This is a genomic window from Anabaena azotica SJ-1 (assembly GCF_047275885.1).
In the GTDB taxonomy this organism is placed as follows: Bacteria; Cyanobacteriota; Cyanobacteriia; order Cyanobacteriales; family Nostocaceae; genus Trichormus_B; species Trichormus_B azotica_A.
Window position 1 is genome coordinate 2,204,235 of record NZ_CP178454.1, and the last position, 13,803, is coordinate 2,218,037.

The 13,803-nt window shown below is 40.5% G+C and carries 11 protein-coding genes; 4 read left to right on the forward strand and 7 right to left on the reverse strand.

Annotation, left to right across the window (positions count from 1 at the left end):
* Window positions 1–33: 33 nt before the first annotated feature.
* The 3 genes from ACLLO5_RS09680 to infB form a co-directional block, all read right to left on the reverse strand.
* Entirely contained in the window at window positions 34–1,680 is a 1,647-nt protein-coding gene (locus ACLLO5_RS09680) for a DUF1565 domain-containing protein (RefSeq protein ID WP_413175238.1), read from the reverse strand.
* A 467-nt stretch (window positions 1,681–2,147) separates the two neighbouring features.
* Window positions 2,148–2,345, reverse strand: coding sequence for a hypothetical protein (locus tag ACLLO5_RS09685; protein ID WP_413175239.1), 198 nt, complete (start codon window positions 2,343–2,345; stop codon window positions 2,148–2,150).
* 482 nt (window positions 2,346–2,827) lie between these two features.
* A complete protein-coding gene (gene infB / locus ACLLO5_RS09690) occupies window positions 2,828–5,953 on the reverse strand; it encodes a translation initiation factor IF-2 (RefSeq protein ID WP_413175240.1) in 3,126 nt (1,041 codons plus the stop codon).
* Between the two features lie 257 nt (window positions 5,954–6,210).
* On the opposite strand from infB, the gene ACLLO5_RS09695 reads away from it, so the two are divergent.
* Window positions 6,211–6,477, forward strand: a complete 267-nt coding sequence (locus tag ACLLO5_RS09695; protein WP_413175241.1) for a hypothetical protein — start codon at window positions 6,211–6,213, stop codon at window positions 6,475–6,477.
* On the opposite strand, the gene ACLLO5_RS09700 is transcribed toward ACLLO5_RS09695, so the two are convergent.
* The 4 genes from ACLLO5_RS09700 to ACLLO5_RS09715 all read right to left on the reverse strand — a co-directional run bounded on the left by ACLLO5_RS09700 (window position 6,442) and on the right by ACLLO5_RS09715 (window position 10,364).
* Window positions 6,442–6,714 (reverse strand): YlxR family protein, encoded by a 273-nt coding sequence (locus ACLLO5_RS09700; RefSeq protein WP_413175242.1) that lies wholly within the window; start codon window positions 6,712–6,714, stop codon window positions 6,442–6,444. The two genes, ACLLO5_RS09695 and ACLLO5_RS09700, sit on opposite strands and share 36 nt — an antisense overlap.
* A 152-nt stretch (window positions 6,715–6,866) precedes the next feature.
* Window positions 6,867–8,144, reverse strand: a complete 1,278-nt coding sequence (gene nusA, locus ACLLO5_RS09705) for a transcription termination factor NusA (protein WP_413175243.1) — start codon at window positions 8,142–8,144, stop codon at window positions 6,867–6,869.
* A 121-nt stretch (window positions 8,145–8,265) separates the two neighbouring features.
* Window positions 8,266–8,727, reverse strand: a complete 462-nt coding sequence (rimP, locus tag ACLLO5_RS09710; RefSeq protein WP_413175244.1) for a ribosome maturation factor RimP — start codon at window positions 8,725–8,727, stop codon at window positions 8,266–8,268.
* Window positions 8,728–8,915: 188 nt separating this feature from the next.
* Window positions 8,916–10,364: a hypothetical protein gene (locus tag ACLLO5_RS09715; RefSeq protein ID WP_413175245.1), complete on the reverse strand. Its 1,449-nt coding sequence runs from the start codon at window positions 10,362–10,364 to the stop codon at window positions 8,916–8,918.
* A 253-nt stretch (window positions 10,365–10,617) separates the two neighbouring features.
* On the opposite strand from ACLLO5_RS09715, the gene ACLLO5_RS09720 reads away from it, so the two are divergent.
* The 3 genes from ACLLO5_RS09720 (at window position 10,618) to rfbB (ending at window position 13,793) form a co-directional block, all read left to right on the forward strand.
* Window positions 10,618–11,403: a peptidoglycan-binding protein gene (locus ACLLO5_RS09720; protein WP_413175246.1), complete on the forward strand. Its 786-nt coding sequence runs from the start codon at window positions 10,618–10,620 to the stop codon at window positions 11,401–11,403.
* A gap of 253 nt (window positions 11,404–11,656) precedes the next feature.
* Window positions 11,657–12,619 carry a glycosyltransferase family 2 protein gene (locus ACLLO5_RS09725; RefSeq protein WP_413175247.1) on the forward strand — a complete coding sequence of 321 codons (963 nt, stop codon included), beginning with the start codon at window positions 11,657–11,659 and terminating at the stop codon, window positions 12,617–12,619.
* 85 nt (window positions 12,620–12,704) lie between these two features.
* A complete protein-coding gene (rfbB, locus tag ACLLO5_RS09730; RefSeq protein WP_413175248.1) occupies window positions 12,705–13,793 on the forward strand; it encodes a dTDP-glucose 4,6-dehydratase in 1,089 nt (362 codons plus the stop codon).
* Window positions 13,794–13,803: the final 10 nt, after the last annotated feature.

Consider the following 13,803-nt stretch of genomic DNA (forward strand, 5'->3'; position numbering starts at 1 on the left):
CAACAACCTCTGTTCCTGGCCGCTGACTACTGATTATTGAGCCGTTACCACATAAGGAGAAGGTATTGGTTGCGCTCGTCCAATGGTGACAAGTGCTTGATAAACAAAAGCGGCAATTTCTGCTCTAGTAGCTTCACGATTGGGATCAAGTAATTTAACAGTGGGATAGTTAACCACTAGTTGTCTGACTGTGGCAGCAGCAACAGATCCCATTGCATAATTAGGAATCTGGGCAGCATCTGTGTAAAAACTCAGAACACTATCATTGTTGGCAGTAAAGTTTAAACCATTAGCTAAAGCAACTAAAGCCTGAACTCTCGGAATTTGTTGCTGAGGTTTAAAAGTACCATCAGGATACCCAGCCACAAATTGACTTTGGTAAGCTGATTGAATTGCTCCATAAGCCCAAAAATTGCTCTTTACATCCTTAAATTGAATTGCTGTCCGTTTAGATGCTGGTGTCAAAGCTTTGGTAATAATGGTAGCAAATTGAGCGCGAGTTACAGGATCATTAGGTTTAAAAGTACCATCAGGAAAACCCGCAATAATATTTTGGGAAGCCAAAGCTTCTATGTAGGCTTTTGCCCAATAACCTGTTGGTACATCCTGAAAAGCGGTAGAACTTGTAGTACCACCACCACCTATAGGAGGGTTAACAGTTGCAGCCACAAAATCTACAGCGCCAAAAATCCGCTTTTGATCAATATCGTTGCCAATAGCAACAATTCTGTTAACCTTGGTAGAATTATTCAAATCATAACGAGTGTTATTACGGATGAGATTACCACCAGGATTGTCATTAGTACCAAGATTGGGTAGAGCGTCAATAGTTGCGACAATACCATCGCGCTTATTGTTCTGAATGACATTCTTACGCAAAATAGGTTTAGCAGATTCGGAGATAAATAAACCGTCTTGGTTTTGAAGAATTTGGTTTCCTTCTACCAAGGGTGTCGAACTACCACCAATAGCCAAACCAAAACCAGTATCTTCAAATGAGTTGTTGCGAATCTCACCTTGAGCAGATTTAGTTATTGAAATCCCATTACCCCGATTTTTGATAAAAAGGTTGTTTTCAATTTTGGGATTACCTGTACCTGTTACGAAAACACCATCTCTGACGCTGTCAGTAAAAGTATTGTTTTTGATAGTCGGATTACTTGACTCTACCCAAATAGCTGTACCCCGTTGATTGGGATTGGTAACAGTAATACCAGTAATAGTTGTATTGTTCTCTGCTAGGATTGTAATATCCTGTCTAGCAAAGTTACGACTGGTGTAATAACCACCACCGATGATGACTGTTCCTTGACCTTTGATAGATTCATTACCGAGAAGTATCACTCCTGGTTTAAGCAGTAAGGGAAAAGTTTCCCCAGTGTCTTTGGTATAGCTACCAGGAGCAAGTCTAATTACTGTATTTGATCTGGCCTGTGAAAGAGCAAAGGTAATGGTTTTATAGGGCGCTTCTGGGGTAATACCAGCACTAGAACGATCTTGACCAATCACAGGATTAACATAAATCACTGTTGCACTTGCTGGAATTTGTGCAATTACAGTGGGAGGAGAACCAGCATTTACTTGACGGGGTAATAGCATGGAACTACCAGCAATCACCAACAAAGCGGTTAGACTAGCGCCTAAAGATAAAGTAGAGATGTGAAAACCGCTATATTTCATTTTATTTTTGCAATTTACTTGATGACGTTACTCTCAACACCTTTTGAGAGGACAGCGTTTAATTGTAAAATCAGCAGATCAAAAAGTTATCTGTTGAGGCTGGTACTGGGGTGTGATGTATTGTAAAAAACAAGGATTGATCAAAGGTTTTTCTTTCCTTTCCCCCTTTCCCCATGTCCACCAAGAACTTTTTGATCTACAGAAAATCTATGCAAAACTATACTCGATGATCAACACTTATTCAGCGAAAATTTTCATTAAAAAAACAATACGGTTCAGTTAACTTCAGCCACAATGTTTAGCCTGTGGGGGTTAATTGAACCGTATTGGATAAAAAAACGCTAATTTTATGGTTATGGTGATATTTGCTCACAAATTTGGGCTGTAGATGTCTGAGAAATGATTTTCCATCCATCCTGCCGCCAATTGTCTACAAATTAACAATGCTCCAAATATTTACTGAGTTCTTAATAAGCTAAGGTTTCTAATGTTTCTCGTAAATATCGTTGTACTTGCTGTTCTAGGCGCAACCCTTGTAACTGTGTATTACACTCTAGTTGCCAGCTTTGAAAACCGGAACTAGCAGAAATGGCATACTTAAGGTTTTGCCAAATTCGATTATCACGAGAAAGTTGGCCTGGGCTAGAAGCTGAAATTTGAGCCATAGTTCCTCATTCCTCATTTTTAACTTCCAGGGTCAAACAATTTTAGATTTTGGATTGATGATTTGTTTCATCCCCAACAGATAAGACATAAACCAAACAAGCTAAATCTAACATCTTCCAAATGGGGTAGGTTGGAATCCACCCTTAGTTCTCAATTTCTGAAATCTTAGTTAATCTTTTCTAAAGATAACGTTTATATAAGAGCAAATTCTGTGTTATTGATCACTAAACTCAGGAATATACTCAAAGTAATCTATCAAAACAACTTATTTTCTTAATTACACAGAAATTTTCTAACTACTGATTTAATGCGGTTTTATGTTTAAGAAGTAGATTGTTACCTATTAGGTGCCACTTTAGCTGATATGTTTCTGGAGAGTTATGAGTGCTGAGATTTCTTTCTTTGAATGTTGAATGAACTAAATATTATGTCAATTCAACACTCATAAATTTACTCAGCACTCAACTGTTGGTACTCAAGACTACTTAGTCAAGGTAAGAGTACGGCGTTTAGTTACCATTTGATAGGCTTCGATAATGTCACCTTCAGCCCAATCATGGAATTTATCAATGTTGATACCGCATTCATAACCAGCATTGACCTCACGAGCATCTTCTTTAATCCGTTTGAGGGAGTCAAGAACGCCTTCGTAGACCACTTTATTGCCGCGACGCACGCGTACTTTGCAGTTCCGAGCCACCTTACCAGATTGAACGTAGCAACCTGCAACCGCACCACGACCGATGAGGATGACGGCACGTACTTCTGCTTGTCCCAAGGATTCTTCCACCAACTCTGGTTCGAGTAGACCTTCCAAGGCACCTTGGATATCTTCTAGAAGTTTGTAGATGATGTTGTATTCCCTTACGTCTACACCTGCTTCGTCGGCAGCTTGTCTAGCGCCACTGGCATAAGTGGTGTTGAAGCCAATAATGACGGCGTTACTAGCGGCAGCTAAGTCGATATCTGTTTCTGTGATTTCTCCAGCAGTAGCCAATAACATCCGAATTTGTACTTCGTTTTGAGGGATTTGCTTGAGAGAGCCGATAATGGCTTCTACAGAACCTTGGACATCTCCTTTCAAGATCAAGTTGAGTTCTTTCAGCTCGCCTTCTTGTGCTTGAGCCGATAGGGTTGTGAGTGTGACTCTTCCTTGTAACAAGCGGGATTGGCGTTGCTTGTCGGCGCGATCGCTTGCGAGGGAGCGAGCTTCTTTTTCGTTCGCGAATACCTCGAAATCATCACCTGCTGCGGGTACGTCACTTAAACCCAATACCTCAACAGCAAAGGACGGACTTGCCGCTTCTACACGCTTGCCTCTATCATCTACCATTGCCCGAACTTTACCAAATGCCGAGCCAGCTACTAACATATCTCCAACATGGAGAGTACCATTTTGAATCAGCAGGGTAGCAACTGCACCCTTAGCTTTATCCAAATGGGCTTCAATAACTGTTCCCTTGGCGACGCGATTTGGATTGGCGGATAGTTCTCCTACTTCTGCTACCAGAAGAACCATTTCTAGGAGTGTATCTAGGTTTTCGCCCTTGATGGCACTCACAGGAACCATGATGGTTTCACCACCCCAATCTTCTGCGGTTAAACCATAATTGGTCAGTTCTTGTTTAACGCGCTCTGGTTGTGCGCCTTCTTTGTCAATTTTGTTAATAGCGACAACAATTGGCACACCTGCGGCTTGAGCATGGCTGATAGCTTCCACTGTTTGCGGACGTACTCCGTCATCTGCGGCAACTACCAAGATAGCAATGTCTGTTACCCTTGCGCCTCTAGCTCGCATTGCTGTGAAGGCTTCGTGACCAGGGGTATCTAGGAAGACTATCTGTTGTTGTTTACCCTCATGTTCCAGATCCACATGGTATGCACCAATGTGTTGGGTAATACCGCCAGCTTCACCAGCAGCTACTTTAGTTTTGCGAATTGAGTCGAGCAGAGTGGTTTTACCGTGGTCTACGTGACCCATAATTGTCACGACTGGTGGACGACGAATCAGGTGTTCGAGATCCGCGATGTCAATCATTTCTGTGACTTTGCGGGCTTCTGCTTCTGGTTCTGCCGTTTCTACTTCTACTTCTAATTCTTTAGCTACTAAGGTAATGGTGGGAATATCCAAGTTTTGGGTAATACTTACCGCCATGCCTTTCATAAACAGGATTTTGACAATCTCTGTATCGGCCATGACTAAGCCTTCCGCCAACTCCTGTACTGTCAATGGTCCTGTGACGATCAGTTTTTCTGGCCGATCACGTTTGACTTCTACTTCTTGTTGACGACGGTTTTGGTCACGGTATGAACCGGATTTTTTATTTTTAGTAGTTGGTGCGGATGCCGCTAGGGTTGGTTGCTGTGGAGGTCTAGTCGCCTTGGGTTTAGGAGGACGTGCAATGGAAAGGCTTACTTGGACGGTGGCTGGAATTTCCAATCCATCTTCATCCAGCAAGTCGTCTTCTTCAAAATCATCATCTAGGATGGGTTTGGCTCGTTTGCCTTTTGGTCCAACCTTGGCTTTTTCTTTAATCTCGTCAATTATTTCCTCTTCTTGCCATTTTTTCCCACCTTTGGCTATTCGAGGTGGCAATGGGCGTTTTAAATCAAGGAGATCAGGTGTGATTGGTGTATCATCTAATCCCTCTTTTTTTGCCCCTACTCCTGCCATCTGTCTTGGTGGGGTAGCAACTGGAGCAGCCGGAGGTTCACTATGGCGAGATGGTCTGGGGCGTTGTACATCTACAGATGTTCCTGGCCCAGATGGTCTGTTTCCTCTTGGTTCTGGTCTGGCGGGTGATGATGGCGTTGAACGCGCTCTTTGCTCTGTGCTTGGTTTGCCTACTTTTGGCTTACCTTGTTCACGTTCTTCATCTCCACGCTTTACACGCTCACGTTTGAGGATGGGTTTTACTGCCTGAGATAGCTGTTCACTTACAGGCTCTGTTTCCTCTGCTGGTCTTGAGGGTGGACCTACCAGTTGTGGTTTTGGAGTTTTTTCCGCTTTTGGCCTGGGAGAAACTGTTTTTTCTGGTTTTTCCGCTGCTATTTTTTCAGATGCTGGAGGATTTGGATTTGTGGTCTTATCCGTTTCCGCAATCTTAGGTTTCTGCGGGGTCTCCGATTGATTCCGGGGTACAGGTCGAGTTGGTGCCGTCGGCTTCATGGGTGAGACTGGTGTAGCGAAAGGCCGTGGAGGAGAGGGAGAATTAACTAAGGCTTCGTCATCTAAGCTATCGGACGAAGCTACTTGGTTATTGGTAGCAATTGAATCGCTATCAGGGCGTGAGGTAGTGTTTCTCAATATTTTGGGTTTGCGAATTTCCAAAATTTGTTGTTTATGGGTTGCAGCAGGTCGGTTACGTCCGCCAGTTTGAAGTGAATTTGGTTTATGGTTATTTATACCTAATTCCTTTTTGGGCGTGACACTCGTAGCTGCGAGTTTTTCCGCAGCTGTACGAATTTGTTCAGCATCAGATTCTGATATCGTGCTGCTATGGCTTTTGACCGCGATGTTGAGCTGGTCGCAAATTGCTAGTAGCTCTTTGTTATCCAAATTCAATTCCTTTGATAATTCGTAGATTCTAACTTTTCCGTTGTTCATCCACTCTTTCCCCTTAAATTTACAGTTTTAGCGGATGGTTGCCTGGTTTGCGACATCTCCATCCTTTGATCACTGTTTTTTAGGTTGCCCTTGGTGATGTTGCCGGTGCCTCCAATTAGGAAAGAGAGATGTTTCGGTTTAATGCTGGCATCTCCATCGGCAATGATGGTTTATAGGCTGCCAGAAAAATTTTTGATTTAAAAAATTTTTGTGGTTAGCCTTGACGCCGAACTGCGCTTGAGCGCTACCAGGTTGCCATGCTTGAGTTTTTTGTTTTGCTGATTCTGAGTCTTCCACAACACAATCGAGTAAAACTTGTTGGGAGTATTGCTTTAGAGTCCCTCTCTATTTTGGAGAGTCGCTTTACTTCTACACCCATTTACTATTTTGGCACTAACCCCAACGATACCAGAGGTTGTGATGAGAGCGCCACTTATGAGGCTTTCATCACAATTCTTTTAGAAATTACCGTCTTGGAGTTTTTCCAATTAAACTTGATTTTTTTGGGTATTGCTTACGGCTAGGCGCTGCCACAATGTTTGATACACTGTTTCAGGCACTGATCCATGTAGCGATCGCCCTAATCTATTTTTTTTCTGCGCTGCTTGTAGGCAGCTAGTTTGTGGACAAATATAGGCTGAACGCCCCATGCCCTCATCTAATTGTACCTTTCCTGATGGAAAGACGCGGACTATCCGCCAAAACTCTTCTTTTAGTTCTACTCGGCGACAACTAATGCAACGCCGATAATTCGGTTTCATCGGGTTTTTACTCAGTCAGGTCAGCAATTCGTAGTCTACTAAAAATTTAGTTTTTGTTAGTTTTTCTTTATTTTGACACCTGCTAAATGTTTTTTAATTTACATTTAAGGCTGGAAAGTGAACAGATAATGCCTGGCAAAAGCTGTTTAGGATTAATCTTCGTCCCCAGTGCCAAATCTATCATGCTCTAATTCTAATTCTTCTTGATTTTCATACTCTAGTTCCTCCATCTCATTTTCGTCATCTTCCGGTTGATATTTTGCCCTGACTGCCACAAATTTTGTATCTTCTGCGGCATGGTCATATTTAGCTTTATCTTTAATGTCTATTTTCCAACCGGTCAATCTAGCTGCTAATCGAACATTCTGCCCTTCTTTCCCAATAGCTAAACTGAGTTGATCTTCAGCTACTAGTACATGGGTTTGCCGACTTTCTGGGTCCATCAGCCGCACTTCATCTACTCGTGCTGGACTGAGAGCATTAGCAATATAAGTTGCTGGATCTGGCGACCAGCGAATTACATCTATTTTTTCACCCCGTAATTCATTCACTACTACTTGAATTCGAGATCCTCTAGCGCCAATACAAGCCCCAACTGGGTCTACATCGCGATCGAGGGTATCTACTGCTATTTTAGTCCTTGGGCCTACGTAACGGGAAGGTGGATTAGCTTCTCGTGCTACTGCGACTATTCGCACGACTTCATCTTCTATTTCTGGAACTTCGTTGGCGAATAAATAAACTACCAATCCAGCATCAGCACGAGATACTAGTAATTGGGGTCCACGCTGTTGACCTTGGGATACTTTTTTTAGGTATACCTTAAAGGTGGCGTTGGCTCGATAATTATCGTTAGGTAATTGTTCTCGTTTGGGTAATTCAGCTTCTACTTCTGGTTGACCAAAACCACTGCTGACTGCCAATATTACAGACTGTCTTTCAAATCGTAAAACTCTGGCTTGTAATACGGTGCTTTCTAAATCTTGGAATTCTTCCTGCACCATTTGGCGCTGTTGATCCCGCAATTTTTGCGCTAATACTTGTTTAGTTTGCATTGCTGCCATGCGCCCAAATTCACCTTGATCTGGGGTGACATCTAGTACCACTGAATCGCCTGATTGGGCTTCTGGTGCTACTTGTTGCACTTCCTCTAGAGAAATTTGATGGTCGGAGTTATTGACTTGTTCGACAATTGTTTTGGTAGAAAGAACTCGAAAGCCTTCTCCTTCAATATCCAGTTCTACTTCAAAGTTATCAAAGTAATCTTCATCAAATTGTTTGCGTTCTAAATTTTGGGCGCGGCGATAACGTTCATAACCTTTAAGTAATGCTTCTCTAATAGATGATTGCACTGCCAAACGAGGTAAATTTCGCTCGCGGCTAATACTTTCAATTAATTCTTTTAATCCAGGTAAAGTAACCATTGACATAAGCATATTCTCCTTAACTTTTATGTCAGCGACCGCTACAATTTTAGATTTTAAATTGAGAATTTTAGATTTTTATCTAAAACCCCTCATCTAAAATCTAAAATCTCTGGTCTAAAATCAGTTAGCGGCGCTCATCCAGCTGCACCCTGGTAACTAGGGATCGAGGAATTTCAACTACACGACCTTTTTGGTTTAAGTAAATTGTTATTTCATCCCGACGAATCAACTGACCTGTCCACTCTTGTTGTCCGTCGTAGGGTTCAGAAGTGGAAATAACTACAGGAAATCCTTTAAAGGAAATAAACTCCCTGTCTGTTATCAGTTGTCGCGAAATCCCAGGACTGGATACTTCCAATACATAAGCATCTGGAATCATCTCTGCCGCATCTAAGGAGGCTTCTAATGCACGGCTCATCCGTTCGCAATCATCCAGACTTGTATCCTGTTGGGTATTACGGATGTCTACCCGTAAAACTGGCGGACGTTGGTTGGTGTGCAGAACTATACCAACAACTTCTAAGCCCAGTTCTTCTGCCACTGGTGTCGCTAGGTCAATAATTTGTGGAACTAAAGGATGAGTCATGCGAGAATTCAATAAAAAAAGTGGGTATCTACCCACTTCCTGCGATAGGGATATCTTCCAAGAAGTCTTGTGACGAACCGTCGTTGGTTCGCCCCTAACATGAGTGTAGCGTATTTTTTTGGTTAGTCATTAGTTAGGGAATTGGGAACAGGTAAAGAATTTTCTCCCCATCTTCCCTATCTTCCTCATCACCTTCTATCTTGGATTTTGGGGAAAGTGCTTCTATTGACTATTGTTGGAACAGATGCTTGCGATCGCATTTGTCTGGTTTGTTCAATAATTTGCTCAATGTCCTCTTGCGATAGACGTTGAACGTAGTTAATTTTGACTTCTTCTAAAAAGTCGTTGAGTAATGTTTGAATTTCTGTAATTACGTGTTTTTCTTGAATTTCTGAACCTAAAACAGTAGTAAATTTGTCAATTAGCTGATTGGTAAGTTTGGCGGCGACGGGATCTTGAATGGCACTAACCAATGCAGCATATAGATTAGTGGTAATTTGGTTTGATAGTTGATCACTGAGTTGGGTCTGTGCTTGTCCTACTCCTGGCAACATGAGCAGGTTACGATAAACAGGAATTTGCTCAACAGCGGTGTCAATATTGTGGCGTAAAATGGCGTTGATTTCTGGCTGGATTTTGGGTAGGACTTGATTAACAATGGTTTTTACCAATAGTCCGGCGATCGCTTCCACTTCATTTATATTATTAATATCTATGTAATTACGCTCTTTTTCTGGTTGCAATAGCCACCGCGTTATATCACCTCGCTGGATTGAACCTTGCATCTGGTTAATTACCCGCACCACCACAATTTCTGTGATTTCTTCGGCAAAATTGGCGACTATCCCTTGATGCATTTGCTTTCTGATTAAATGTAAACTAATCAACTGTGCTTGATCTAATCGCACCATCACGGGTAAAATTCTGAGCCAACGCCAAACAGGAATTAGCAAAAATAGGTCATACCAACGCCATAAAATTGCTTCTAGCCAGCTTAAATGGCGATTTTGCCGTTTTATATAGAAAGTGCGTCCCAGTAATTCCAAGCCAAAGATAACCACAAATGGTAAATCAATTAGCCAGAAATTATCCAATAATTCCCCATTTTCCCCTACTTTGCGATAATAGTTCGTTGCGATCGCCGGACGAATTTTCTGATTGAAAAAATTAATTTCTTGAATCCAGCCACGTTTAGATAAATATTCCTGACTCCAAAAAGTAACAAAAGCATTTTTTGCAGATTTTTGCCCAGTGTGTTCCCGCATCCGATTTTTGATCTTTTCCAGAGACCCACTCTTGCCCACACCAGCAAAAGGGTTAGTTTCAATCATTTCAGTGCTGAGACGACCGATTTCTTCCAACTTAATTTTTACTTGAGGAGACTTTAACCCCGCTTGACTGACCAATTCTTCTAATGCAGCTACTGTTTGTAGATAACTCTTCGTGTCTCGATGGGGTTCAATACCTTTAATCGGATCATAAATCTGAGTAATTTGGGGAACTTTTCGGAAGTAGAAATCCCGCCACGGCAAGTAACTTAAATCAAACAAAACTAAACCTAAGTTAACAGTGGCAGTAATAGCCATTAACTTTTCAAACCATAGGTTGTGGTGCTTACGGGATTTGATGCTACTCATTATCATTTACGAAGTATATAAAAACACGATATTTTCTGTCTCTAATACCAAACATCAGTAGATAATCACTCCTGGTAATAAAAAATCAGACTAAGGATAGGTGCAAAAAACAAAATATCCATATCAGTTAATAATCAATTAAATTGAAATTAATCAAAATTCATGAATGATAACAAAATGACAGCTTAAAGAAATTTAAGATACATTTGTTAGCATTTATCTTTTGTGGATTTCATGTAAAGGAGTTGTAACAATGTGGTGTGATTTAGGAAAATCCAGAACAACAGTTGCTTTAGTCTGTCTAGTCACAGCTAGTGCAGGAATTTCAGACATAGCTTTTGCAGTCCGTCAGCGTAATTATAAGCCCCAAGAATTTCGGGCTGTATTGCATGGGTTAGGATATAACGTGAAAGTAACAAATGATGCACTAACAGATGAGGAAACTAAAAAAGCAATCAGTGAATTTCAAAAAGGTTATAAGCTGACTGTTGATGGTAAAGCAGGTCAAAAAACTCAGGCTTTTGCCGCGAACATAGTACAAATTCTCCAAGGGAATTTAAATGCTGTACTGAAACCTAATCCTCCCCTACCCCGTGATCAATTCTATAGCCCTGGGATGGCAGAATTGGTAAAAGAGTATCAGAAAAAAAATCAATTAACGGAAACTGGTATTGCTGATTTGGCACTTCGTCAAAAGTTGGATCAAGAGGCCAAAAAAGCTATCGGACAAACAATCAAGCCAACAGCGACACCGGCAACTAAACCAACCATCAAGCCGACAGCTACACCGACAGCTACACCGACAGCTACACCGACAAATAAACCCAAAGCTAAACCAACCGTCAAGCCAACAGCTACACCGACAGCTACACCAACAAATAAACCCAAAGCTAAACCAACCGTCAAGCCAACAGCTACACCGACAAATAAACCCAAAGCTAAACCAACCGTCAAGCCAACAGCTACACCAACAGCTACACCTTTAACTACACCGTCAGCAGAACCAACGACCACACCTTCACCAACAGCTACACCCTAGAGTCATAATTTATTGCTGAGTATATTTCCTACACTGATTGCAAGCAATACAGTGTAGGATTATAGTTGGATTAGTGACAATCCAGGTTGGTCTACCACTCTGTATTCAAGATACGGGCAATTATTAATAATAAAACTCTATATAAAACCTACACAAGAAACAGTGAATAGTCTTTCTTGATTTTCTAGGATGCAAGTCCCTAACGGCTTTGCTAAATTTTGTAATTTAATTTTAACATGACCATTGCCACTATATGACAAATCCTCAGCTTTCTATTATTATTCCCATGAGGGAAGGTGTTCAAGATTCATGGCTACAAGAACTCTTAAAAGTTCAAGGTAGCACAGAGTTTATTTTGGTTTATCCACCTCATGTCCCTTTTATCGCTATTAGTGATCCTCGTTTACGTCAAATCACAAGTTCCCTACGAGGAGAACTCATTCAAAGAGTGACTGCTTTACTTAATGCATCAGGAAAATACGTTCTCTCTATTAATTGTGATGAATATCTGCATACAAATATTCTGGAAATTGCAGAAGATTATTTTACAAACTTTCCTGATAGCTATTTCTTCAGATTAAATCAAGTTCAATTTCCTTTTAACAAAGCACCCATTGATAAACCTTGGGACTCCCTACCTAATATTCAAAACATCGCAGTTAGAAAGCATAAAGATTCAAAAAATTACTCTCCCGAAGAAATAGAATATACGATGCGAGAGATTCCCATTGCACCTTTAAATAACAAATTGGATTTTTTAGCACTTTTTAGGGGACGTAAAGATCAAAAAGGACCTCATCAAGAAAACTTTGACAAGAAAGTTTGGAAAAATGAGCTTGTTCAGGAAGCACTTAAGGGAGTTATAACGAAACTTACTCTATTTGGTCCAATTAAATATATTCCTTTTTGGGTATCTGACCGATTGATGGGATTATCTGTACAGGCAAGATTTTTTGAGCCTGAAAAAATAGTAGGTCATTGGCTACCTTTACCGGAGCAACTTCGTACCGAGGACAATCCTCCTCACCAACGGGAAAAAGATCGACGTTATGAGTTAGCTGATTTCCCATTATTAAGACAGTTTCCTGGTTTTGGCTATATTTGGAACTTGGCAGTATTTGATAAGGGGGGATTTTTGATGGTTTGGTATCCCAGATATACTCTGAGAAAAATCGCTGAAAAATTAGGTTTGAAAAAGCCTAATATTTATGATTAGAGTCTAGATAATCTGTGAAATTAAAATTTTCATAATTATCATAACTCTACTTAAAAACAAAACAAACTAGTAATAATCAGCTTATATGTCAAATTTGCAAAAAAATGATCTGCCAACTTTATTAGTAACAGGTGGTGCGGGATTTATTGGGGCTAATTTTGTTCTCCAAGCTAGAAAAGCTAAATGGGCTAACATTGTTAATTTAGATAAATTGACTTACGCTAGTAACCTGCAAAATTTAGCAGAACTGCAAGATGACAGCAACTATTATTTTATTCGAGGAGATATTAATAATTCTGAGTTGGTAAGTTATTTACTAGAGAAATATCAGCCAGATGCTATTATAAATTTTGCTGCTGAAACTCATGTTGATCGTTCAATTCTTAGCCCTCATAATTTTATCCAGACTAATGTAGTAGGAACGTTTGAATTATTAGAAGCAAGTAAGGCTTATTGGCAAAAACTCACAGCACCAAAAAAAGAAAGGTTTCGCTTTCTGCACATATCTACTGATGAAGTATATGGTTCTTTAAGTTCAGCAGATTCAGCATTTCGAGAAGATACACCCTATGCACCAAATAGCCCATACTCTGCTTCTAAGGCGGCTGCTGACCATCTCGTGCGCTCCTACTATCACACATACAATTTACCTACTTTAACAACCAATTGCTCGAATAATTATGGTCCTCTACAATTTCCTGAAAAACTGATTCCTTTAACTATTCTCAATGCTTTGAATGGTAAACCTCTACCTATCTATGGTGATGGTCAAAATATCCGAGACTGGCTTTATGTGAGAGATCACTGTGATGCTATTTATCTGGTTCTGAGAGAAGGTTGTATTGGTGAAACTTACAATATTGGTGGCATAAATGAACAAACAAATTTGGTAGTTGTGGAAAAAATTTGTGCGATTCTTGATGAATTAGCACCTAGAAATGATTTTCAATATTCTTCTTTAATTACTTTTATTAAAGACCGTCCTGGACATGACCGCCGTTATGCAATTGATTGTAGTAAAATTAGCAAAAATTTAGGCTGGAAACCAAAAGAAAATTTTGATAGTGGTATTTTAAAGACTGTGCAGTGGTATATGAATAATTCGGCTTGGATAGACTCTGTATGCACAGGTACATACCAAAATTGGATTAAACAAAATTATGAAACCCGTTGAGAAAAATGTC